Below are 24,460 nucleotides of genomic sequence, written 5' to 3' on the forward strand. Positions count from 1 at the left end.
CACCGCTCATCCGTCGATCACAGCCCCTCCAGCTCGGCCATCAGGTCGCTCAGCCGATCCACTTTCTCCTCGCTGATTTCATTGGCCCCCAGGCCGTCGATGTACGCGGCCAGCTCCTGCACCGTGCTGCATTCGAACATGGCCCGCAGCGGTACGTTGCGTTGCAGGGTTTTCTGTACCCGCGAGGCGATCTGCGTGGCCAGCAGGGAATGCCCGCCCAACTCGAAGAAGTTGTCGCGCACGCCCACCCGTTCGACCTTGAGCACCTCGGCCCAGATATCGGCCAGGGTTTGCTCCAGTTCACTACCCGGCGCTTGATAGTCCTGGCTCTGCAACTGACCGATCTCCAGGGCCGGCAAGGCCTTGCGATCGAGCTTGCCGTTGGCGTTGAGGGGCAGGCGCTCCAGCCACAGCCAGTGCAGCGGCACCATGTATTCCGGCAGTTCGGCGCGCAGCCGCGGTTTGATCCGCTCCAGGCGTTCGCTCGGGCTCAGGCTTGAGTCACCGGCGACCAGATAGCCCACCAGATGCTTGCCGTTGACCCCTTCCTGCACCCCCACGGCGGCATCGCGCAGTTCCGGCTGTTCGTGCAGGCGCGCTTCGATTTCCCCCAGTTCGATGCGATAGCCACGGATCTTCACCTGATGGTCGATCCGGCCAACGTATTCCAATACGCCGTCGCTGCGCCGGCGCGCCAGGTCGCCGGTGCGGTACAGGCGTTCGCCCGCAGCACCGAACGGATGGGGCACGAAGGCCAGCGCTGTACGCAACGGGTCGCTGACGTAACCGCGGCCGACACCGGTACCGGCCACGCACAACTCGCCGACCGCGCCCAGGGGCACCAGCTCCAGGGCTTCGTCCATCAGGTACAGCCGGTTGTTGTCGGTGGGCGTACCGATGGGCAGGTAGGCGCCCCGGGTCGAAGCCATGTCCACACGGAAGAAGGCCACGTCATCGGAGCATTCCGCCGGACCGTAGGCGTTCACCAGGCCGACCTGTGGATAACGCAGCAGCCATTGGTGCGCCAACTCCGGTGGCATGGCCTCGCCGGTGGGCAGCATCCAGCGCAGGCCATCCCGGGCGATGGCGTCCTGGGCCAGCATGCCCTGGATCAGCGACGGCACGCTCTCCAGCACCGTGATGCCCTGCTCCTCGACATGGGCCAAGAGGCCCTGGGGATCGTGAGCGATGGTGTTGGGCACAATGTCGACCCGGGCACCGAACAGCGGCGCGGCAAGGAACTGCCAGACCGAAATATCGAAACTCTGGGACGCCGTCTGGGCGATCACGTCGGCTTCGCTCAGTTGCAGGTACGGCACCTTGCTCAGTTGGTTGTTGAGCATGCCGCGCTGCTCCACCATCACGCCCTTGGGCAGGCCGGTGGAACCGGAGGTGTAGATCACGTAGGCCAGGTTGTCCGGCGCGCTGTAGCGGCCCGGGTTGCTCTCGGCATGCCCGGCGGCTTGCAGCTCTTCCCAGACCAGCAGCCGCGGACGCCCGGCACAGCCGAACTCGTCCAGCAGGGCCTGGGCCTGTTCGCGGCAGACCGCGGTGCAGACCAGGATCGGCGTGCGGCTGAGCTCGATGATACGGCCCAGGCGCTGGCCCGGCAGGCCCGGGTCCAGGGGCAGGTAGCCGGCCCCGGCCTTGAAGCTGCCGATGATCATGCCCAGCAGTTCCAGGCCGCGCTCGGCCAGCAAGGCCACCGGCTGATCAAAGCCCACGCCGTTGGCGATCAAGGCATGACCCAAGCGGTTGCTGTAGCGGTTCAACTCAGCGTAGCTGTAGCGCCGGTCCAGGCAACTGGCGGCGATGCGTTGCGGATGGGCCGCCACCTGGGCTTCAAACAGCTCCACGTAGCTGCGCTCCAGCGGGTACTCATGCTGGCTCTGGTTGCAGCCGGCCAGCAGGAAGTCCTGCTCCTCTTCACCTAGCAGCGCCAGTTCGGCCATGTCGCCATGGAAGCCCTGCATCAGGGCCAGCAGCAGGCGCTTGAACTCGCCGAGCATGCGTTCGATGGTCGCCTGCTCGAAGTAGCGCTGGTCGTAGGACAGGTGCAGGCCCAGGTCATCCCCCGGGTAGCACACGGCAGTAATCGGGAAGTTGGTGTGGGTGCGGCCGGAATCCGAACTGGCGTTCAGGCTCTGGGCACGGTCCAGCACCGAGACTTCCACCGGCGCGTTCTCGAACACGAACAGGCTGTCGAACAGCGGCTGGCCCTTGGGCAGTTCGCTGGTTTCCTGGATCGCCACCAGCGGCAGGTACTCGTATTCGCGCAGCTGCATGTTGCTGTCGAGCAAGGCGCTGAGCCACTGGCGCACGCTGCAGCGCTCACCGTCCTGGGGCAGCTTGACCCGCAGGGCAATACTGTTGATGAACAGGCCGACGGTGCGTTGCATCTCCGGCATTTCCACCGGGCGCCCGGCCACGGTAACGCCGAACAGTACGTCGCGATCGCCGCTCATGCGCCGCAGCACCAGGGCCCAGGCCGCCTGGGCGAAGGTGTTGATGGTGAGCTGGTGCTGCTGCGCCAGTTCCCGCAGTTGCGCACCATCCCGGGCATCCAGGCGGGTGTAGCAGTCGCCGACGATCATGCCGCCGCTGTCACCGGCGTGTTCGCGCAGGAACGGCCGGTCGCTGGGGATCGGCGTGGCGCGTTCAAAGCCCTCAAGGTTCTGTCGCCACCACTGCCGCGCCTCGGACAGGCTCTGGTGCTGCAGCCAGCCGATGTAGTCGCGGTACCGCGGCGGCACCGCCAGCTGTGCCTCGCGGCCTTCGCCCAGGGCGGTATAGATCTCGAAGAAGTCGTTCATCAGCAAGGAGCGGCACCAGGCATCGATGAGGATGTGGTGGTTGCTCATCATGAACCAGTAACGGGCCGCACCGACGCGGATCAGCCGCAGGTGGAACGGCGCCTGGTTGAGCAGATCGAAACCGGCCTCGCGCTCCTGTTTATGCAGGGTTTGCAGCTTGGCTTCCTGCTCGGCCTCGGGTACCGCGCTCCAGTCGAGGAATTCGATCGGGGTGCGGCCCGGCTTGTGGATAACTTGCAGCATGTCTTCGCCGACGTTCCAGCAAAAAGACGCGCGCAAGGCTTCGTGGCGCGCCACCACCGCCTGCCAGGCCTGGGCGAAACGCTCCGGGTCCAGTTCGCTGTTGATGCGGTAGCGGTCCTGCATGTAATACAGGCCGGTGCCCGGCTCCAACAGGGTGTGCAACAGCATGCCCTCCTGCATCGGGGTCAGCGGGTAGACGTCTTCGATCTGCGCCGCCGGTACCGGCAGGCCATCTAGCTGGGCCTGGGTCAGGCGCGCCAGGGGGAAGTCCGACGGCGTCAGGCCACCGGCATCGTCCTTCAGGCAATGGGCGATCAGGCTGTGCAGCTCGCCCAGGTAGGCGTCCGCCAGCTCGCCGATCAGCTCGGCGTCGAAACGTTCGCTGCTGTAGGTCCAGCGCAGCACCAGCTCGCCGCCATACACCTGGCTGTCGATGCTCAGTTCGTTGGGCAACGGTGCTTCCGGTGCGTGGGCCGGGCCGACGGATTCATCCAGCGGGCGCAGCAAGGCGTCGGCGCCGAAGCTCTGGTCGAACTGCCCCAGGTAGTTGAAGGTCACCGGCGCCAGCGGCAGCGCTGCCAGGGCCTCGCGGCAGCTTTCATCCGCCAGGTAGCGCAGCACGCCGTAACCCAGGCCCTTGTGCGGCACGGCCCGCAGTTGTTCCTTGATGGCCTTGATCGAGGCGCCCTGCCCGGCCGCTTCTTCCACCTGCAACGGCGTCAGGCGCAGCGGATAGGCGCTGGTGAACCAACCCACGGTGCGAGTCAGGTCGATCTCGTCGAACAGCGCCTCGCGGCCGTGGCCTTCCAATTGCACCAGGGCCGAAGGCTGCCCGCTCCAGCGACACAGCACCCGGGCCAGGGCGGTCAGCAGCAGGTCGTTGACCTGGGTGCGGTAGGCCGCTGGAGCCTGTTGCAGCAACTGACGGGTGCGCTCGGCATCCAGGGTCACGCTGTGGCTTTGAGCCTGTTGATGCTGCTGGCTGCCAGTGGCCTTGAGCCCCGGCAGTTGCGCGGCCGGGCCGGCCAATTGCTGCTGCCACCAGCTCAGCTCTTCACGCAGGGATTCGCTGCCGGCATAGGCCAGCAGGCGGCTCGACCAGTCCCGCAGGGCACTGGTCTTGGCCGGCAGGTTCAGGGCCTTTCCGGCTTGCAACTGACGATAGGCGTTTTGCAAATCTTCCAGCAGCACGCGCCAGGACACACCGTCCACCACCAGGTGGTGGATGGCCAGCAACAGGCGTTGCTCGCCTTCAGGGCCGTCCACCAGCACCGCCCGCAGCAGCGGCCCGTGTTCCAGGTCGAGGCTGCGCTGGGCATCGGCGAACAGTGCCTCGCAGGTGGCCATGGACGGCACCCGCACCTGCCACAACAAGGGAGCATCGGACAACGGCAGGTACTCGGCGCGCCACTGCCCGCCCGCCTGGTTGAAGCGCAGGCGCAGGGCGTCGTGTTGCTCCAGCACCGCCAGCAGGGCTTGCTCCAGCAACGACGCATCCAGGGTGCCCAGCGGTTCCAGCAACAAGGCCTGGTTCCAGTGCTGCGGCTGGGGAATGCGGCTGTCGAAGAACCAGTGCTGGATCGGCGTCAGCGGCGCTTCGCCACTGAGCTGGCCCTGCTCGGCGCTGACGCGCTGAGTGTGGCTGGCAACCCGCGCCAGGGTTTGCACCGTCTGGTGCTGGAACAGGTCCCGCGGGGTGAAGTGAATCCCCAACTGGCGGGCGCGGCTGACCACCTGGATCGACAGGATCGAGTCGCCCCCCAGTTCGAAGAAGTTGTCGTTGAGGCCCACTTGCTGCACGTTCAGCACTTCGCCCCAGACCCTGGCCAGGGTCTGTTCCAGCTCGTTGCTCGGCGCCACGTACTGCTGGCGGTTGAGCTCCGGGTCCGGCAATGGCAGGGCCCGGCGGTCGAGCTTGCCGTTGGCGGTCAACGGCATGCTGCCGAGCAGGATCAGGTGGGTCGGCACCATGTAGTCCGGCAGCTGGGTTTTCAACTGCTGCTTGAGGGCTTCACGCAGGTTGGCCTGCTGCACATCGTTGTGCTCGGCCACCTCGGTCACCAGGTAACCAGCCAGCTGCTTGCCGGCCGGGGTATCCAAGGCCAGCACCACCGCTTCACGCACGGCCGGATGATCCAGCAGGCGGGTTTCGATTTCCCCCAGCTCGATGCGGAAACCGCGAATCTTCACCTGATGGTCGACCCGGCCGATGTACTCCAGCTGACCGTCGGCGCACTGGCGCACCAGGTCCCCGGTGCGGTACAGGCGCCCGCCATCGGTGGCGAACGGATCGGCGACAAAACGCTCGGCACTCATCCCCGGACGACGGTGATAACCCTGGGCCAGACCGGCGCCGCCGACATACAGCTCACCGGTCGCCCCTTGGGGCACCAGCGCCAGATCGGCATCGAGGATATAGGCCACCCGGGCCCCGACAATGCTGCCGATGGGCACGCTGGCCACGCCTTCGGCCAACTGCTGCGGCGCCAGGCTGGCCAGGGGCATGACCACGGTTTCGGTGGGGCCGTAGGCGTTAAAGAACAGGCTCGGCTGGAAGGCCGCACGGATGCGCTGCAGGTGTTCGCCGGTCAGGGCCTCGCCGCCAGTGATGCACATGCGCACCGGCAGGGTCTGCTGCTGGGTCGCCAGATGCTGGGCCAACTGGCTGCCGTAGCTCGGGGTGAAGCCAAGGATGCTGATGCGATGCTGACGAATCAGCTGGCAGATTTCCTCGGCGTCCCACTGGCCCTGGGCCCGCAGTACCACCTGGGCGCCGCTGAGCAGCGGCACCAGCAAGCGCTCGGTGGCGGCGTCGAAGTTGATGGAATAGAAGTGCAGCTCGCAGTCGTCCGGGCGCATGCCGAAGCGGCGGATCACCGCCTGGCAGTGCATGGCGATTTCCCCGTGGGACACCACCACGCCCTTGGGCTGGCCGGTGGAACCGGAGGTGTAGATCAGGTACGCCTGATGCTGGGGCAGGCTGATGAAGGGCAACTCGCTGGCCGGGTAGTCGGCCAGCAGCGCACCGTCCTCTTCCAGGCACCAGCGGCCGACTCCGGCCGGCAGCTCGCCCAGGGCGGCGAACATCCGCGCATCGCTGAGGAGCAGGCCGATGCCGCTGTCTTCGATCATGTAGTGCAGGCGGTCCAGGGGGTATTCCGGGTCCAGGGGCACGTAGGCGCCACCGGCCTTGAGGATCGCCAGCAGGCCAACGACCATTTCCAGGGAACGCTCCAGGGCCAGGCCGACCCGCACTTGCGGGCCCACGCCACGCTCACGAAGCATCCAGGCCAGGCGGTTGGCGCGGCTGTCCAGTTCGCTGTAGCTCAGGGTCTGCCCGGCGAAGGTCAGGGCCGGTGCGTCCTTGCGGGCCAGGGCCTGCTCGCTGAACAGATGATGGATGCACTGATCCAGGCGTTGCTCGCCGGGCTCGACGCTCAAACTGTCCAGTAGGTGCTGCTGTTCATCGGCCTGCAGCAGTGGCAATTCGCACAGGCGCCGTTGCGGGTCGTCGATCAGGGCCTGCAGCAGATTGCGCCAGTGGCCGGCCATGCGCGCAATGCGCGGCTCGTCGAACAGGTCGGTGCTGTAGGTCAGGCAGCAGCCCAGGCGCTGGTCCAGGTCGGTGACTTCCAGGTTGAGGTCGAACTTGGTGGCCCGGGCATCGTTGACCAGGTATTCCACGGTCATGCCCGCCAGTTGCCGGCTTTGCTGGAATTCCCAGCGCTGGACGTTGCACATCACCTGGAACAGCGGGTTGTAGGCGGTGCTGCGCGGCGGTTGCAAGGCTTCCACCAGATGATCGAACGGCAGGTCCTGGTGCGACTGGCCCTCGATCACGGTGTGGCGTACCTGCTCCAGCAACTGACCGACGCTCATCTGCCCGTCGAGCTGGCAACGCAGCACCTGGGTATTGAGGAAGGCGCCGATCAGCCCTTCGCTTTCCGGGCGGATGCGGTTGGCCACCGGCGCACCGATGCGCAGGTCGCTCTGGCCGCTGTAGCGGTACAGCAGCAGCGACAACGCGGCGGTCATGGTCATGAACAGGGTCAGGCCGTGCTCGGCATTGAAGGCCCGCACCCGGGCCGCCAGCTCGTCGCTCAAGTCGAAGCGGTACAGCTCGCCCTGGTGGCTTTGCACCGCGGGCCGTGGCCGGTCGCTGGGCAGCTCCAGCAAGGGGTGTTCGCGGCCCAGTTGCCCGGTCCAGTAGTCCAGCTGGCGCTGGCGCTCGCCGGATTCCAGCCACTGGCGCTGCCACACGCTGTAGTCCAGGTACTGCACCGGCAAGGGTTCCAGGGGCGATTCGCGGTCGTCGAGGAAGGCTTCGTACAGCGCGCCCAGCTCGCGGGCGAAGATGTCCATGGCCCAGCCTTCGGTGACGATGTGGTGCAGGGTCAGGACGAAGTAATGCTCCTGCTCGCCGGCCTTGACCAGGCAGGCGCGCAGCAAGGGGCCGGTCTCCAGGTCGAAGGGTTGATGCGCTTCGCTGTCCGCCAATTGTTGCAGGCGCTGCTGACGCGCATCCGGGGCCAGGGCCGAGAAGTCCTTCCAGGCCATGCGCAGGCCGGTGTCGGCATGCACCTGCTGATGGGCCACGCCATTGACGCTGGGGAAGGTGGTGCGCAGGGTTTCGTGACGCAGGATCAGCGCTTGCAGCGCGGCCTCGAAGCGGCCCACGTCGAGCACGCCAGACAGCCGCGCCATGCCACCGACGTTGTAGGCCGGGCTGTCGGGCTCCATCTGCCAGAGGAACCACATGCGCTGCTGGGAATAGGACAGCGGCACCGGCTGGCTGCGGTCTACCCGGGCAATCGGCGGCTGCTGGTTGCGCGCGCCGGACTCCTGGATCAGCAGCACCTGCTCGGCAAAGGCCCCCAGTTCGCTGGCTTCGAACAGCGCCCGCAGTGGCAGCTCGACGTCGCAGGCCTGGCGGGTGCGGGAAATGATCTGGGTGGCCAGCAGCGAATGCCCGCCCAGGGCGAAGAAATCGTCCTTGAGGCCGATGCGTGGCTGGCCCAGCACTTCGCGCCATATAGCCGCGATCTGCTGTTCCAGTTCGGTGCTCGGTTCGACGTGCTCGCGCACCAGCCATTGCGGCTCCGGCAGGGCCCGGCGGTCGAGCTTGCCACTGGGGCTCAGGGGCATGGCGTCCAGCCGCAGCAGTTGCGCCGGCACCATGTATTCCGGCAGCTCGGCGGCCAGGGCAGTTTTCAGCCGGGCGCTTTGCTCGGTTTCATCTTCGTCGCTGGCCTGGGCGGTGTAGTAGCCGATCAACTGCGGGCCGGCGACGGTATCGCGCACCAGCACCGCGGCCTGGGCCACGCCGTCCTGGGCCAGTAGCCGCGCTTCGATTTCCTGCGGCTCGACCCGAAAGCCCCGCAGCTTGACCTGCTGGTCGAGGCGACCGAGGTATTCCAGCACGCCGTCGGCGCACCAGCGTACGCGGTCACCGGTGCGGTACAGGCGCGCGCCCTCCTCGCTCAGGGGGTCGACCACAAAGCGTTCGGCGGTCAGCGCCGGGCGTCCCAGGTAACCCCGGGCCAGGCCCTGGCCGCTGATGCACAGCTCACCCGGAACTCCTGCCGGCAACGGATTGAGGTCCGCGTCCAGCACCCGGCACACCACGTTGCCCAGGGGCCGGCCAATGGGCGAACGCTCGCCGTCATCGACTGAACACTGCCAATGGGTGACGTTGATCGCGGTTTCGGTCGGGCCATAGCGGTTGTGCAGTTGCGCGTTGGGCAACTGCTGCAACAGGCGATTGCGCAGCTCGGCCGGCAGGGCTTCGCCACCGGAGAACACCCGGCGCAGGCTGTGGCATTCGGCGCTCAGCGGCTCATCGACGAACAACTGCAACAGCGGCGGCACGAAGTGCAGCGTGGTGACACCATACTCCTGCACCAGCTGGGCGATGCGATGGGGATCGCGGTGCTCGCCGGGAGCGGCGATCAGCAGCCGGCAGCCGGTGATCAACGGCCAGAAGCACTCCCACACCGACACGTCGAAGCTGATGGGGGCTTTTTGCATCAGCACATCGTCGGCTTGCAGCTGGTAGCTGTCCTGCATCCATTGCAGGCGCTCCATCAGCGCGCGATGGGTGTTGCCGACGCCCTTGGGCTGGCCGGTGGAACCGGAGGTGTAGATCACATAGGCCAGGTGTTCGCCGTGCAGGTGCAGGCCCGGCGCGTGGCTCGGCCAGCTGTCGAGCTTGAGGCTGTCCATGGCGATGGCGCTGACACCCGGGGCTTCGGGCATCCGGCCCAGCAGATGGGTCTGGGTCAGCAGCAGGCCCACGCCGCTGTCTTCGAGCATGTAGGCCAGGCGTTCGGCGGGGTAGTCCGGGTCCAGGGGCACGTAGGCGCCACCGGCCTTGATGATTGCCAGAAGGCCGATCAGCAGTTGCGGCGAACGTTCGGCGGCGATGGCCACGCACACGTCCGGCCCGACGCCCTTGTCCCGCAGGTAGTGGGCCAGGCGGTTGGCCTGGGCGTGCAGTTCGGCAAAGCCCAGTTGCCCGCCGTCCCAGACCAGCGCGGTGCGTTCCGGGCTCTGGCGCAGTTGTTCGTGCAGGCGCTCCGGCAGCCACTGCTCGGCCGGCGCGCAGGGGGCCACGCTCCATTGCTGCAGTTGCGCCGTTTCGGCGTTGCCGAGCAACGGCAAGTCGCCCAGGGCGCGGTCCGGTTGCTGGCAGGCATGCTCCAGCAGGCTGATGAAATGCCCGGCCAGACGCTGGATGCTGGCCGCCTCGAACAGCTCGTCGGCGTAGTCGAAGGCCAGGCTCAGGCGGCCGTTGCGGTCCTCTTCGCTGTGCAGTTGCAGGTCGAACTTGGCCTCGCGGCTGTGCCACGGCAGCTCTTCGGCCAGCAGCCCCGGCAGGCGGCGCAAGGCGCCGAGGTCGCGCTGCTGGTGGTTGAACATGACCTGGAACAGGCCCTGCTCACGGGCTTCGGGGAAGGCTTCGAGCAATTGTTCGAAAGGCAGGTCCTGATGGGCCTGGGCCTCCAGGGCGGTGCGGCGGGTCTGCTGCAGCAGGTCGGCGAAGGACTGGCGCGAATCCAACTGCCCGCGCAATACCTGGGTGTTGATGAAAAAGCCCAGAAGGCCCTGGGTCTCCAGGCGCGGGCGGTTGGCGTTGGGCACACCGATGCGGATATCGCCCTGCCCGCTGTAGCGGTGCAGCAGGGTCTGGAACGCCGCCAGCAACAGCATGAACGGCGTGGCCTGCCGAGCCTGGGCGGTCTGGCGCACGGCTTCACTGAGGCTCGCGCTCAGGCGCAGGTCATGGCGCGCGGCGCTGTGGCGGACCTGGGCCGAACGCGGGTGGTCGGTGGCGAGGTTCAACACCGGGGCTTCGTCCGCCAACTGCTGTTTCCAGTAGTCCAGCTGGCGCTGGCCTTCGCCCTGGGCCAGCCACTGGCGCTGCCAGCTGCCGTAGTCGGCGTATTGCAGGGCCAGGGGCGCCAGCTCCAGGCTCTGGCCCTGGGCCGCGGCGGCATAGAGCCGCGAGAACTCGTCGATCAGCACATTCAGCGACCAGCCGTCGGCGATGATGTGGTGCAGGGTCAGCAGCAGTTGGTGTTCTTCGTCATCCAGGCGCACCAGGGTCGCCCAGTACAGCGGCCCCTTCTCCAGATCGAACTGGGTCCGGGCCTCGTCTTCGCGGATCTGCCGCGCCCGGGCTTCACGCTCGGCCGGTGGCAGGTCGCTGATATCGATCACCTGCAGGTTGAATTCGCCGGCGGCATCCACCTGTTGCAGGGCCTGGCCGTCACGCTCGAAGAAGCGCGTGCGCAGCGCTTCGTGGCGCTGGATCAGTTGCTGGAAGCTGGCGCGCAGGGCCTCTTCATCCAGCTCGCCACGCAAGCGCAGGCCGCCGGGAATGTTGTAGGCGCTGCTCTGCGGGTCCAGTTGCCAGGTGATCCACAGGCGGTTCTGCGCCAGGGATTGGGGCAGCGGCTGCTGGCGCGACAGGGCATTGATACTGCCCTGGGCCACGCCGCCGTCCTGCTGCTGGCGCGCCACGGCAGCGCTGAAGGCACCCAGGGTCGGAGCCTCGAACAGCAGGCGCAAGCCCAGTTCCAGCCCCAGCTCTTCACGCAGGCGGGCGATCACCTGGGTAGCGGCAATCGAGTTGCCCCCCAGGAGGAAGAAGTGATCGTCGGCGGCCACTGAAGCGCATTGCAGTTGCTCCTGCCAGATGCGCCCAATCAGGGTTTGCAGCGCGTCACCGGCGCTGTCTGCGGCGTCAGCCGTTGCGCTGCCGGCCTGCGGGAACAGCGCGTAGTAATCCAGGCTGCCATCGGCCAGCCGGGTGCGGCAGGCGGAACGCTGCAACTTGCCGCTGGAGGTTTTCGGCAGGGCCCCGGGGTTGAGCAGCACCACCACGCTCGGCGCTTCCTGGCAGGCTTCGGCCACCGCCTGGCGGATGGCCTTGATCAGCGCCTCGGGGGGCAGGATCTTCTGCACGCTGCGGCTGATTTCCGCGGCGATGCCGATGCCTTCCTGGCCCTGCTCGGTGACCGCAAACGCCGCCACCCGGCCCTTGCGCACCACTTCCACCTCGCGCTCGATGGTCTTTTCGATGTCCTGGGGGTAGAGGTTGTGCCCGCGCACGATCAGCAGGTCCTTCAGGCGCCCGGTGATGAACAGCTCGCCATCGCGGATAAAGCCCAGGTCACCGGTGCGCAACCAGGTACGACCGGCATGCTGGACGAAGGTCTTGGCGGTGGCTTCAGGATTGCGCCAGTAGCCATGGGCAATGCTCGGCCCGGCGGCCCAGACTTCGCCAATACGGTTGTCAGGCAATTCGCCCAGTTGCTGCGGATCCATCACCAGCACGGCGTGTTCCGGCTGGCTGAAGCCGCAGCTCATCATCGCGCTGCCCTGCCCCGGCTCGGCGCGGTTCTGCGCCAGGGCCTGGTCGTCCAGGTGCAGGGCCGGGATGCCCTGGCCGCGCACGCCACCGGCCACGAACAGGGTGGCTTCGGCCAGGCCGTAGGAGGCGAGGAAGTTTTCATGGCTGAAACCGCAGGCGCTGAACTTCTCGGCGAAACGCTCCAGGGTGTCCAGGCGGATCGGCTCGGACCCCGAATAGGCCACGCGCCAGCCGCTGAGGTCGAGGCGCTCCAGGGCCGACTCGCTGACCCGTTCGCTGCACAGGCGGTAGGCGAAATCCGGGCCGCCGCTGATGGTGCCACCGTATTCGCTGATCGCTTCCAGCCAGCGTACGGGCCGCGCCAGGAAGTAGGCCGGTGACATCAGCACACAGGGCACGCCGCTGAAAATCGGTTGCAGCAGGCCGCCAATCAAGCCCATGTCGTGGTACAGCGGCAGCCAGCTGACGATCACGTCGTCCGGGTTGAGGTCGATACCGAAGCCGCGACGGATCAGCAGTTCGTTGGCCACCAGGTTGCCATGGCTGACCTGCACGCCCTTGGGCAGCGCGGTGGAGCCCGAGGTGTATTGCAGGAAGGCGATGTCGTCGCCCTGCAGCGCCACGGCCTGCCAGTCTTCGGCCAGCCCGGCTTGCAGGGTGTCCACACACAGCAGTTGCGGCGCGCCCGCGGCCTTGAGTTCGTCCATCTGCAACAGTGAATCCCGCAGCCCGGCGCTGGTCAGCAGCAACCGTGGCTCGGCGTCGGCCATGATGGAAATCAGGCGCTCCTGGTGATGACGACGGGTGGACTCCGGCGGATAGGCCGGCACCGCGATCACCCCGGCGTACAGGCAACCGAAGAACGCCGCGACGTAGTCCGGGCCGCTGGGAAACAGCAATACCGCGCGATCGCCGAATTCGGCGTTGGCTTGCAGAGCCGCAGCAATGGTGCGCGCACGAAGGTCCAGGTCCCGGTAACTGAGGACCACGCTCTGATCCTGCTCTTCGGCGAGAAAGCGCAACGCCACTTGATCAGGTGCCAGGACTGCCCGGCGTTGAAGGGCTTGGGCCAGGGTGCTGGGGAGTTCGAACGCGTCCGTCATGGGGTTTCCTGCCAGGATTGTGCTTGCAATGGAGAGCGGGCCCTGCTCTCCCATAACTTTAATAACTATCTATAAATCAAATAGTTATAAGAAAGTCGTGGGCATCCGGAGGGCGCCGTGGCCGGGTCTGCTACCCGGAATCTTTCTCCAATGAGAACGGATGACGTCTTGAAATAATTAGTCCGCATCCTGCCCTTCAAGGCCTGATCCAGCCCACTGACGAGCAGCCGTTCGCAATCTGCACTGACAGAGAGCATTAGTTCTTTTTCTCAATTGACAATCATTATCATTCAGCCTAATTTGTCGCTCGATGTGTAGGACGGGTCAGATTTTTCTGACGTCCCACTAACCTCTTTGCAACAAGGTGATTTCCATGACGGAACAAGTATCCACAAGCAGGTGCGATTCACCGTTACTCCAGGCTTTTGTCGACAACCGTCTGATCCTGGTGAAGATTGCAGCCCGCATTACCGGCTGCCGATCCCGGGCTGAAGACGTGGTTCAAGATGCGTTTTTCCGCCTGCAGTCGGCGCCGCAGATCACCTCCTCGTTCAAGGCCCAGCTCAGTTACCTGTTCCAGATCGTGCGCAACCTGGCCATCGACCACTACCGCAAGCAGGCGCTGGAGCAGAAGTACTCGGGTACTGAAGAGGAAGGCTTGAATGTGGTTATTCATGGCGCTTCACCTGAAACCTCCCACATGAACTTTTCCACCCTGGAAAACATCGCCGAAGCCCTGACCGAGCTGCCCAGCCGCACGCGCTACGCCTTCGAGATGTACCGCCTGCATGGCGTCCCGCAAAAGGACATCGCCAAGGAGCTGGGGGTATCGCCGACCCTGGTCAACTTCATGATTCGCGATGCCCTGGTGCATTGCCGCAAAGTCTCGGGCAACCGCCCCGATACCTTCGCCCGTCGCTGACTGGCGCCCTGCATGACCCGGCTTGAAGGGTGCCTACACCTCAAGCAGGCCACTGCGGCCAAGCACCAGTAACGCTGCACGTTTATGCAACAGATCGAACTCCTGCTGGCAGAACCGACAACGGTCATGCGCAGCACAGGGCGGCGCGTGGGCGCCTGGCGCCGGCCGCTGCGCACCTGGCGGGTCCAGATACAGGGCATGTACCTGGGCCGACAGCCAGAAAGCCAGCCGATCCTGGCGCGCCGCCTCGGCTGCCTGGGCATCCACCGGCACGGGCGCCTGCCCCCGGCCCCGCAGAGACTCGAACAGCCTTTGGCGGGCGATGACCTCATCGATTCCCGTGAGCTGGCTAGTGGGCAGGGCTGCAACATTCAGCGGATCAACAGAGGACATGGCAGCGCTCACCGTCGGTTGGGCATTCAACCAAGTGACGTGGGCCGCCGCCGGAAATTTAGCCCGTCGCGGGCCGGGCCGGTCGCTGCGTGATGTCAGGCGTGGGGCACGCTCATCACCACAATGCGATAGGGATCGAAGATCTTGTGCATCTGGCCGTTGTCCCGCAGTTTTTGCAGGAGCCCGGAAAAGTCTTCGGCCGTGATCGGCGCCTTGGGCCGGATCAGGGCGTAATGGTGGTAGACCTGATCGATGCGTTCGGAAACCAGCAACTGCTCCGTGCTTTCGGCATTGCGCGCCAGGAAGTCGCTGAGGTAGGAGCGGGTCACCAGGGCGATGTCCGCCCTGCCCCGCAGGACCATCAGCAGGTTGCTGTCATGGGAATAGGTCAGGGTGGCGTTGTAGGTGTCGGCCAGGAACTTGGGGTCGGCGTTGAACTGGGCGAAGGCGTAGTGATAACCGCTGAACAGGGCCAGGCGCTTGCCCTTCAGGTTGGCGAAATAGTCCTGCTGGCGCCCGCCCTGACGCTGGGCGACGAAAATTTCCGCGTCTTCCAGGCCCATGTCGACACTGGTGTGGGCAATGTTCTGCCAGCCCCAGGCCGGGTTCTCGAAGATCGCCAGGTCCACCCGGCCCTGCTCGAAATCGCGGAAACGCCGGGGAATCGAGGTGGGCACCAGGACGAACTGATAGTCGCTCTGGGACTGGTTGAGGGCTTCCACCAGTTGCGGCAGCAAACCGGTGTCGGCACCGGTTTCTGGACGGACGGTATAAGGCGGGAAATGCGCCGCCGCGACCCGCACCAGCTGCGCCGAGGAGGCCGGACAGACCCAAAGTGTTGCCAGCGCCAGCAAGAGCATTCGCAAGGCTGACCGCAGCGGCAAGGACATCAAGGCAACACACCTCAAGGAAATGAAAATGAATGAGCTAAAGCTAGGCGTTTTCAGCCACTTCGACAATGTTGCCACGCACAATTAGCCAGCCGCTCAATGATCCTTGAGCACCAGCAGCAGGGCCTCCTGGGCCAGCTGTTCCAGGGTCATGCTGCCCTCGGCACGAAACCAGGTGGTGGTCCAGGACAGGGCGCCGGTGAGAAAGCGCCGGGTAATGAACACATCGCCCTTGATGAACCCCGCCTCCTTGGCCTCCCCCAGCACCTGCAGCCAGATCTGTTCGTAGATATCGCGCAGCGCCAGGACGGCTGCCTGGCCTTCCGGGGACAGTGAGCGCCACTCGTACACCAGCACCGCCATGGCTTCACCGCTGCCGCCCATGATCGACTGCAGTTCACAGCGGATCAGCGCCAGCACCCGTTCGCGCACGCTGCCGGCCTCGGCCAGTTCAGCGCGCATCAAGGCGGTGTTGTAGTGGATGGTTTCCTGCATCACCGCCCGCAGGATGTCGTCCTTGCTCTTGAAGTGATGAAAGATGCTGCCCGACTGGATGCCCACCGCGCTGGCCAGGTCACGCACGGTGGTGCGCTCGTAACCCTTGTTGCGAAACAGGTGCGCTGCGGTTTGCAGCAGCTTGCCCCGGGCGCTCTCGGGGTCGGTCACCTGGCCACTGGCGATCAGCTCGCGTACTACCTGCAGGGCTTTTTGCTCGTCCACCGGTGTTCTCCTACCTTCACGTCATCAATAGCTCAGCGTAACCCGGCAAATCCGGGCGCGGCGCGCGCAATTTAAGCCTCTGCCGGTTACCAAGCAAGCGCTTGGCCAGAAGAATAGGCCAACGTATTTACAAACCAAGCGCTTGCTTGGTAGCCTCCTCGCAGTTCTTCATTCGAGAGCCCTGTCATGACCAAGACCGTAAGAATCGGCTGCGCCAGTGCCTTCTGGGGCGACACCAGCAGCGCCGCAGCGCAGTTGGTGCAAGGCGGCCGCCTGGACTACCTGGTGTTCGACTATCTGGCAGAGATCACCCTGTCGATCATGGCCGGGGCGCGCATGAAGGACCCGACGGCGGGCTACGCCACGGATTTCGTCGAGGTGCTCAAACCCTTGCTGGGCTCGATCCGCGAACAGGGCATCCGGGTCATCAGCAACGCCGGCGGGGTCAACCCGCAGGCCTGTGCCAGTGCCTTGCAGGCCGCCTGCGAACAGGCCGGGGTGACGCTGAAGATCGCCGTGCTGCTGGGGGACGACCTGCAACCGCAGTTCAAGCAGTTGAGCGACGCCGCCATTGTGGAGATGTTCAGCGGCGCGCCACTGCCGCCAATGTGCGTCTCCACCAATGCCTACCTCGGTGCCCCCGGCATCGTCGAAGCGCTGCGCCTGGGGGCGGATATCGTGATCACCGGCCGCGGCGTCGACAGCGCGGTGGTCAGCGCCGCCCTGGTCCACGAGTTCAACTGGTCCTGGCAGGATTACGACCGCCTGGCCCAGGCCGCCCTGGCCGGGCACATCATCGAATGTGGCGCGCAGTGCACCGGCGGCAATTTCACCGACTGGCGCCAGGTGCCGGACTACGAACATATCGGCTTTCCCATCGTCGAGGTCGGCGCTGACGGCCAGTTTGTGGTCGGCAAGGCACCCGGTACCGGAGGGCTGGTGAGCCCGCTGACGGTGGGCGAACAACTGCTGTACGAAATTGGCAACCCCAGGGCTTATCTGCTTCCGGATGTGGTGTGCGATTTCTCTCAGGTGGAACTGCGGCAACAGGGCCCGGAAAGGGTTCATGTACAGGGTGCCAGGGGCCTGCCCCCCAGCCACCAGTACAAGGTCAGCGCCACCTACCCGGACGGCTTCCGCTGCACCGCCAGTTGCCTGATGGCCGGGATCGACGCGGTCGCCAAGGCGCACCGGGTCAGCCAGGCGATCATCGACAAGACCAGCGAGATGTTCGCCCAGCGCGGCTGGGGGCCCTACAGCGAAGTGAACATCGAACTGCTGGGTAGCGAGGCCACCTACGGCCCCCACGGCCAGCGCCAGGACAGCCGCGAGGTGGTGATCAAGCTGGCGGTGCGCCACCCGAACAAGGCGGCGCTGGTGCTGTTCTCCCGGGAAATCGCCCAGGCCGCCACCGGCATGGCCCCGGGGCTCACCGGCATCGTCGGTGGCCGGCCGACGGTGTACCCGGTGATCCGCCTGTTCTCCTTCCTGCTGGACAAGGACGCCTGCCGGCTGGAGATCGACCTTGCCGGCCAGCGTCACCCTTGCGCCCTGCCGCACACCGACCGCCTGGACCCGGCAGCCCTGCCCGCCCCCCATTCCCTGCCCGCCCCCCGCGGCCGCGCCGATGCCAGCGTGGCGCTGGTGAAGCTGGCGGTGGCACGCTCCGGCGACAAGGGCAACCACAGCAATATCGGGGTCATGGCGCGCCACCCCGACTACCTGCCGTGGATCGCCGAAGCCCTGACCCCCGAGGTGCTGGTGGACTGGATGGGCCATGTGCTGGACCCGGTGCATGGCCGGGTCCAGCGTTGGTACCTGCCGGGCACCCATAGCCTCAACTTCCTGCTGGAGAACGCCCTGGGCGGCGGCGGCGTCGCCAGCCTGCGCATCGACCCGCAAGGCAAGGCCTTTGCCCAGCAGTTGCTGGAAATCCAGATCCCGGTGCCGCAGAGCATCGCCGACGCCGTCAATTAAAGGAGCTGCCGTGGTGTACGACTCGATTTTCAAAGCGCAATTGTTCGCCGGCCAGACCATCATCGTCACCGGCGGCGGCAGCGGTATCGGCCGCTGCACTGCCCACGAACTGGCGGCCCTGGGGGCCCAGGTGCTGCTGGTGGGGCGCAAGGCGGAAAAACTGCAGAAGGTCGCCGGCGAAATTGCCGAGGACGGCGGCAAGGCCGACTGGCAGGCCTGCGACATCCGCGACGAGGAAGCGGTCAAGGCCCTGGTGGCCCGGCTGATGGAGCGCTTTGGTCCGATCCATGGCCTGGTGAACAATGCCGGCGGCCAGTACCCGGCGCCCCTGGCCTCGATCAACCAGAAGGGTTTCGAAACCGTGCTGCGTACCAATCTGGTGGGCGGCTTCCTCATGGCCCGGGAAGTGTTCAACCAGTCCATGAGCCGCCACGGCGGCAGCATCGTCAACATGCTCGCCGACATGTGGGGCGGCATGCCCGGCATGGGCCACTCCGGTGCGGCGCGCTCGGGAATGGACAATTTCACCAAGACCGCCGCCTATGAATGGGGGCACGCCGGGGTGCGGGTCAACGCGGTGGCGCCGGGCTGGATCGCCTCCAGCGGCATGGACACCTATGAAGGCGCGTTCAAGGCAGTGATCCCTACCCTGCGTGAACACGTGCCGCTCAAGCGCATCGGCAGCGAATCGGAAGTCAGCGCCGCCATCGTTTTCTTGCTCAGCCCCGGCGCGGCCTTCATCAGCGGCAGCACCCTGCGCATCGACGGCGCCGCCAGCCTGGGCAGTCGTGCCTGGCCCCTGGGCAAGGCACGCAACAGCGAGTCCTACAACGGCTTCCATCGCGCCTACCTGCCCGACGTACTCAAGGGCGAGGAATAAGCCATGCCGGTGATCCAGTCCCAACTCGACCCCCACGGCCCGCAGTTCGCACAAAACCGCGCAGCCATGCTGGCGGGCCTGCAACAGTTGCAGGAACTGCAACAGAACCTGCTGGCCAAGGCCGCCGAAGCCAAGGCCAAGTTCGACCGGCGCGGCCAACTGCTGCCCCGCGAACGCCTCAACCTGCTGCTGGACCCGGGCGCGCCGTTTCTCGAGCTGGCCAGCCTCGCCGGCTACAAGCTGCACGACGACAAGGACGGTACCCAGGCCGGCGGCGGCTTGATTGCCGGCATCGGCTATGTGTGCGGCGTGCGCATGCTGGTGGTGGCCAACAACTGCGCGATCAAGGGCGGGACCATCTCCCCCAGCGGCCTGAAGAAATCCCTGCGCCTGCAACAGATCGCCATGGAGAACAAACTGCCAGTGGTGACCCTGGCGCAAAGCGGTGGCGCCAACCTCAACTACGCCGCGGAAATCTTCGTCGAAGGTGCACGCAGCTTCGCCAATCAGGCGCGGATGTCGGCCATGGGCCTGCCGCAGATCACCGTGGTCCACGGCTCGGCCACCGCCGGCGGCGCCTACCAGCCCGGGCTCTCGGACTACGTGGTGGTGGTGCGTGGCGAGGCCAAGCTGTTTCTCGCCGGCCCGCCGCTGCTCAAGGCAGCCACCGGTGAAGTGGCCACCGATGAAGAACTGGGGGGCGCCGAGATGCACGCCCAGGTGGCCGGCACCGCCGAATACCTGGCGGAAAACGACGCCGACGGCATCCGCATCGTCCGCGAGATCGTCAGCCTGTTGCCGTGGAACGCCCGACTGCCAGTGCAGCCCGCCAGGACCTGGAACGAGCCGCTGTACCCCATCGACGAGTTGCTCGGGCTGATTCCCGACGATCCGAAGAAGCCCTACGACGCCCGGGAAATCATCGCCCGCCTGGCAGACGGCTCGCAGTTCCTGGAGTTCAAGGGCGAGTTCGATGCCCAGACCCTCTGCGGCCACTTGCAGATCCAGGGCCGGCCCTGCGGCTTTATCGGCAACAACGGCCCGATCACGCCCCAGGGCGCGAGCAAGGCCGCGCAATTCATCCAGCTCTGTGACCAGAGCCAGACCCCGCTGCTGTTCTTCCACAACACCACCGGCTTCATGGTGGGCACCGAATCCGAGCAGCAGGGGGTGATCAAGCACGGGGCGAAGATGATCCAGGCAGTGGCCAATGCCCGAGTGCCGAAGCTGACCATCGTGGTCGGTGGCTCCTACGGCGCCGGCAACTATGCGATGTGCGGCCGTGGCCTGGACCCGCGCTTCATCTTCGCCTGGCCCAACAGCCGCACCGCGGTGATGGGCGGCGCCCAGGCCGGCAAGGTGCTGCGCATCGTCACCGAGGCCAAGCATGCGAAGAACGGCCAGGAAGCCGACCCGAAGATGCTCGACATGCTGGAACAGGTCACCGCGCAGAAGCTCGACAGCCAGTCCACGGCGCTCTACGGCAGCGCCAACCTGTGGGACGACGGGCTGATCGACCCGCGCGATACCCGCACTCTGCTGGGCTACCTGCTGGACATCTGCCATGAGGCGCAGGTGCGCGAGCTGGCGCCCAACAGCTTTGGCGTGGCGCGGTTTTGATAGGACATTTCGCGGTCTGACCCCACTTGAGGAGAACAACAATGATCTTCACCCAGGAACACGAAGAACTGCGGCGCACGGTGCGCCAATTTGTAGACCGCGAGATCAACCCCCACGTCGAGGAATGGGAAAAGGCCGGGCGCTTTCCCATCCACGAGATTTTCCGCAAAGCCGGCGAGCTGGGGCTGCTGGGCATCTCCAAGCCGGAAAAATTCGGCGGCATGGGTCTGGACTACAGCTACTCCATCGTCGCCGCCGAGGAGTTCGGCACCATCCATTGCGGTGGCATTCCCATGTCCATCGGCGTGCAGACCGACATGTGCACCCCGGCCCTGGCGCGCTTCGGCTCCGATGAACTGCGCGACGAGTTTCTGCGGCCGGCCATCACGGGCGAGCAGGTCGGCTGCATCGGCGTCTCCGAAGTCGGCGCCGGTTCCGATGTGGCCGGGCTCAAGACCCACGCCCGCAAGGACGGCGACGACTACGTGATCAACGGCAGCAAGATGTGGATTACCAACTCCCCCAGCGCCGACTTCATCTGCCTGCTGGCCAACACCTCGGACGACAAGCCCCACGTCAACAAGTCGCTGATCATGGTGCCGATGAACACCCCGGGCATCAGCCTCAGCTCGCATCTGGACAAGCTCGGCATGCGCAGCTCGGAAACCGCCCAGGTGTTCTTCGACAATGTGCGAGTGCCTCAACGCAACCGCATCGGCCACGAAGGCGCCGGTTTCATGATGCAGATGCTGCAGTTCCAGGAGGAACGGCTGTTCGGCGCGGCGAACATGATCAAGGGCCTGGAGTACTGCGTGGACAGCACCATCGAGTACTGCAAGGAACGCAAGACCTTCGGCAGCCCGCTGATCGACAACCAGGTGATCCACTTCCGCCTGGCCGAGCTGTCCACCGAGATCGAGTGCCTGCGGGCCCTGGTCTACCAGGCCACCGAGCAGTATGTACGCGGCCAGGACGTGACCCGGCTGGCTTCCATGGCCAAGCTCAAGGCCGGGCGCCTGGGCCGCGAGGTCAGCGACAGTTGCCTGCAATACTGGGGCGGCATGGGCTTCATGTGGGACAACCCGGTGGCCCGGGCCTATCGCGATGTGCGCCTGGTGTCCATCGGCGGCGGTGCCGACGAGATCATGCTGGGGATCATCTGCAAGCTCATGGGCATCCTGCCGGGGAAAAAGAAATGAACCCGCTCCCTACCTGCCAGACCCTGCTGCTGGAGCCGCGCAACGGCGTACTGTTCATCAGCCTCAATCGCCCGCAAAACCGCAATGCCATGAGCCTGCAGATGGTCGCCGAACTGCGCACGGTGATGGCCGCGGTCCGTGACCGGCGCAGCATCCGTGCCTTGGTGCTGCGCGGCACCGGCGAGCACTTCTGTGCCGGTGGCGACCTCAAGGACATGGCCGGCGCCCGTGCCCATGGCAGCGCCGCCTACCGTGAACTGAACCGCGCCTTCGGCGCCCTGCTGGAAGAAGCGCAGCACCTGCCCCAGGTGCTGGTGTGTGTGCTGCAGGGCGCGGTGCTGGGGGGCGGTTTCGGCCTGGCCTGTGTCAGCGACATCGCCATCGCCGAGCACTCGGCCCAGTTCGGCATGCCGGAAACCAGCCTGGGCCTGCTGCCCGCGCAAATTGCCCCGTTCGTGGTGCAGCGCATCGGCCTGGCCCAGGCCCGGCGCCTGGCCCTGACCGCCGCCCGTTTCGATGGCGCCCAAGCCCTGGGCCTGGGCCTGGTGCACTTTGTCGAGAACGATGCCAAGGCCCTGCACGAACGCCTGGAGCAGCAGCTTTCCCTGGTGCTGCGCTGCGCCCCGGGGGCCAACGCGGCGACCAAGGCCTTGCTCCTGGCGAGTGTCGACCAACCGCAGGGGCCATTGCTGGACCAGGCCGCCAACGACTTCGCCAATGCAGTCCTGGGTGAGGAAGGGGTCGAGGGCACCCTGGCCTTCGTGCAGAAACGCAAACCGGCCTGGGCCAACTGAGCCCTTGTAGGAGCCGGCTTGCCGGCGAACGCCCCCCACCGATTCCCGGGAGCCTGTATGCCCAATTTCAACAAGATCCTGATCGCCAACCGTGGCGAAATCGCCTGCCGCATCCAGCGTACCGCCCAGGCCCTGGGCTATCGCACCGTGGCCGTGTTCAGCGATGCCGATGCCGAGGCCCTGCATGTGCAACTGGCTGACGAAGCGGTGCATATCGGCCCGTCCGCGATACAGCAGTCCTACCTCGACGGCGCCGCGCTGCTGGAAGCGGCACGGCGCACCGGTGCCGACGCCATTCACCCGGGCTACGGCTTTCTTTCGGAAAATGCCGAGTTCGCCGCCGCCTGTGAAAGCGCCGGCCTGGTGTTCATCGGCCCCAGCGCTGCCGCCATCGAGCTGATGGGCAGCAAGCGTCGCTCGAAGATCGCCATGCTCGAAGCCGGCGTGCCGTGCATCCAGGGCTATCAGGGGGCGGAACAGGACGACGCCACCTTGCAGCGCGAAGCCCAGCGCATCGGCTATCCGCTGATGATCAAGGCCAGCGCCGGCGGTGGCGGGCGTGGCATGCGCCTGGTACACCAAGCCGGCCAGTTGCTGGAGCAGATCCGCACGGCCCGCTCCGAAGCCCTGCACGCCTTCGGCAGCGACGAACTGATCCTGGAGCAGGCGCTGATCGAGCCGCGGCACGTGGAGGTGCAGCTGTTCGGCGACGAGCATGGCCAGTTGATCTACCTGGGTGAGCGGGATTGCTCGATCCAGCGCCGCCATCAGAAGGTCATCGAAGAGGCGCCCTGCCCGGTCATGACCCCGGAGCTGCGCCAGGCCATGGGCGAGGCAGCGCTCAAGGCCGGGCGGGCGGTGAACTATGTGGGCGCCGGTACCGTGGAATTCCTCCTGGATGCGAGCGGGCAGTTCTATTTCCTGGAAATGAATACCCGGCTGCAGGTGGAGCACCCGGTCACCGAACTGGTAACGGGCCTGGACCTGGTGGCCCTGCAACTGCAAGTGGCGGCCGGCGAGCCGCTGCCCCTGGGCCAGGAGCAGGTGCGCCTCGACGGCCACGCCATTGAAGTGCGGCTGTATGCCGAGGACCCGGCACAGAACTTCCTGCCGCAGACCGGCCAGATCCTGCGCTGGGAGCCGGCACCAGGGATCCGCACCGACCATGGCTTGCAGGAAGGCCAATGGATCAGCCCGTTCTACGACCCGATGCTGGGCAAGCTGATCGCCCACGGTGCTACCCGCGAAGAGGCGCGGCGCAAGCTGCTGCGTGGCGTCGAGGATTGCGTGCTGCTGGGGCTGGAAAGCAACCGCCGGCTGCTGGCCAACCTGCTGCGCCACCCGGTGTTCGCCAGCGGCCACTTCAGCACCGCCTTCATTGCCGAGCATTTTGCCCAGGACCCGAGCCTGCAACCCCAGGAGCCCACTGCCGAGGAACTGGCCATCGCCGCTGCGCTGTTCCACCACCACAGCGCCAGCGCCCATGGCCCGGCGCTCAATGCCTGGAGCAACAACGCCGGGGTGCCCCTGGACTACCGGCTCGGGGTGCAGGACCGACAATGGTCGCTGCACCTGAACGCACTGCCCTCGGGCGCTGTGCAGGTGCGCCAGGGCGATGGGCTGCTGGAGCTCAAGGTGCGCAGCGCCGATGGCCGGCGGGCCAGCCTGGAGATCAACGGCATTCGCCGCCCGTGCGCCTATCGGCTGGAGGGCGGGGAGCTGTGGCTGAGCAACGCCAAGGGCAGCCTGCACCTGGTGGATCGTACCCATGCCCCGGCCCAGGGCCAGAACACTGCCTCCAGCGGTACGCTCAAGGCGCCCATGGACGGGGCGATCGTCGATGTACTGGTCAGTGAGGGCATGCACGTAAGCAAGGGCCAATTGCTGCTGGTGCTGGAGGCGATGAAGATGGAGCACCCGCTCAAGGCCGGGATCGACGGAGTGATCACCCGGGTCCAGGTCAACCTCGGGGACCAGGTGAAAAACCGCCAGGTACTGGTGGAGGTGGAGTAGCCCGGGCACCTTCCAGCA

The 24,460-nt window shown here is 66.1% G+C and carries 11 protein-coding genes; 7 read left to right on the plus strand and 4 right to left on the minus strand.

Going from position 1 to position 24,460, the window contains the following annotated elements; all coding sequences use genetic code 11:
* Positions 1 to 17: 17 nt before the first annotated feature.
* The gene (locus tag KI242_RS21865; RefSeq protein WP_212805569.1) at positions 18 to 13,034 is read right to left on the minus strand and encodes a non-ribosomal peptide synthetase; all 13,017 of its coding nucleotides are present in this window, start codon (positions 13,032 to 13,034) and stop codon (positions 18 to 20) included.
* 373 nt (positions 13,035 to 13,407) lie between these two features.
* On the opposite strand from KI242_RS21865, the gene KI242_RS21870 reads away from it, so the two are divergent.
* Positions 13,408 to 13,956, plus strand: coding sequence for an RNA polymerase factor sigma-70 (locus KI242_RS21870; protein ID WP_011062465.1), 549 nt, complete (start codon positions 13,408 to 13,410; stop codon positions 13,954 to 13,956).
* 33 nt (positions 13,957 to 13,989) lie between these two features.
* Here KI242_RS21870 and KI242_RS21875 read toward each other — a convergent pair whose 3' ends face one another.
* The 3 genes from KI242_RS21875 to KI242_RS21885 all read right to left on the minus strand — a co-directional run bounded on the left by KI242_RS21875 (position 13,990) and on the right by KI242_RS21885 (position 15,959).
* The gene (locus KI242_RS21875) at positions 13,990 to 14,349 is read right to left on the minus strand and encodes a hypothetical protein (protein WP_019095085.1); all 360 of its coding nucleotides are present in this window, start codon (positions 14,347 to 14,349) and stop codon (positions 13,990 to 13,992) included.
* A gap of 95 nt (positions 14,350 to 14,444) precedes the next feature.
* Positions 14,445 to 15,239, minus strand: a complete 795-nt coding sequence (locus tag KI242_RS21880) for a transporter substrate-binding domain-containing protein (protein WP_019095084.1) — start codon at positions 15,237 to 15,239, stop codon at positions 14,445 to 14,447.
* A gap of 96 nt (positions 15,240 to 15,335) precedes the next feature.
* Entirely contained in the window at positions 15,336 to 15,959 is a 624-nt protein-coding gene (locus KI242_RS21885) for a TetR/AcrR family transcriptional regulator (protein WP_015636493.1), read from the minus strand.
* Positions 15,960 to 16,145: 186 nt separating this feature from the next.
* On the opposite strand from KI242_RS21885, the gene KI242_RS21890 reads away from it, so the two are divergent.
* Genes KI242_RS21890 through KI242_RS21915 form a run of 6 tightly spaced genes read left to right on the plus strand, consistent with a single transcriptional unit; the run spans position 16,146 to position 24,442 of the window.
* A complete protein-coding gene (locus KI242_RS21890) occupies positions 16,146 to 17,936 on the plus strand; it encodes an acyclic terpene utilization AtuA family protein (protein WP_053153022.1) in 1,791 nt (596 codons plus the stop codon).
* 10 nt (positions 17,937 to 17,946) lie between these two features.
* Positions 17,947 to 18,816, plus strand: coding sequence for an SDR family oxidoreductase (locus tag KI242_RS21895; protein ID WP_019095082.1), 870 nt, complete (start codon positions 17,947 to 17,949; stop codon positions 18,814 to 18,816).
* A 3-nt stretch (positions 18,817 to 18,819) separates the two neighbouring features.
* Positions 18,820 to 20,436 carry a geranyl-CoA carboxylase subunit beta gene (gene atuC, locus KI242_RS21900; RefSeq protein WP_072450595.1) on the plus strand — a complete coding sequence of 539 codons (1,617 nt, stop codon included), beginning with the start codon at positions 18,820 to 18,822 and terminating at the stop codon, positions 20,434 to 20,436.
* Positions 20,437 to 20,477: 41 nt separating this feature from the next.
* Positions 20,478 to 21,635, plus strand: coding sequence for a citronellyl-CoA dehydrogenase (atuD, locus tag KI242_RS21905; protein ID WP_011062472.1), 1,158 nt, complete (start codon positions 20,478 to 20,480; stop codon positions 21,633 to 21,635).
* Positions 21,632 to 22,429, plus strand: coding sequence for an enoyl-CoA hydratase-related protein (locus KI242_RS21910; RefSeq protein WP_161466110.1), 798 nt, complete (start codon positions 21,632 to 21,634; stop codon positions 22,427 to 22,429). Before atuD ends, KI242_RS21910 begins: the two co-directional genes overlap by 4 nt.
* A gap of 57 nt (positions 22,430 to 22,486) precedes the next feature.
* Entirely contained in the window at positions 22,487 to 24,442 is a 1,956-nt protein-coding gene (locus KI242_RS21915; RefSeq protein ID WP_077934578.1) for an acetyl/propionyl/methylcrotonyl-CoA carboxylase subunit alpha, read from the plus strand.
* The last annotated feature ends 18 nt before the right edge of the window (positions 24,443 to 24,460 follow it).

This window comes from Pseudomonas sp. Eqa60, assembly GCF_018326405.1.
GTDB classification, from domain to species: domain Bacteria; phylum Pseudomonadota; class Gammaproteobacteria; order Pseudomonadales; family Pseudomonadaceae; genus Aquipseudomonas; species Aquipseudomonas protegens.

Bases quoted from the DNA above. Each gene is read 5' to 3' on its own strand.
- KI242_RS21875 (WP_019095085.1), bottom strand. From the start codon at position 14,349: ATGTCCTCTGTTGATCCGCTGAATGTTGCAGCCCTGCCCACTAGCCAG.
- KI242_RS21915 (WP_077934578.1), top strand. From the start codon at position 22,487: ATGCCCAATTTCAACAAGATCCTGATCGCCAACCGTGGCGAAATCGCC.
- KI242_RS21890 (WP_053153022.1), top strand. From the start codon at position 16,146: ATGACCAAGACCGTAAGAATCGGCTGCGCCAGTGCCTTCTGGGGCGAC.
- KI242_RS21870 (WP_011062465.1), top strand. From the start codon at position 13,408: ATGACGGAACAAGTATCCACAAGCAGGTGCGATTCACCGTTACTCCAG.
- KI242_RS21880 (WP_019095084.1), bottom strand. From the start codon at position 15,239: ATGTCCTTGCCGCTGCGGTCAGCCTTGCGAATGCTCTTGCTGGCGCTG.
- atuC (WP_072450595.1), top strand. From the start codon at position 18,820: ATGCCGGTGATCCAGTCCCAACTCGACCCCCACGGCCCGCAGTTCGCA.
- KI242_RS21865 (WP_212805569.1), bottom strand. From the start codon at position 13,034: ATGACGGACGCGTTCGAACTCCCCAGCACCCTGGCCCAAGCCCTTCAA.
- KI242_RS21910 (WP_161466110.1), top strand. From the start codon at position 21,632: ATGAACCCGCTCCCTACCTGCCAGACCCTGCTGCTGGAGCCGCGCAAC.
- atuD (WP_011062472.1), top strand. From the start codon at position 20,478: ATGATCTTCACCCAGGAACACGAAGAACTGCGGCGCACGGTGCGCCAA.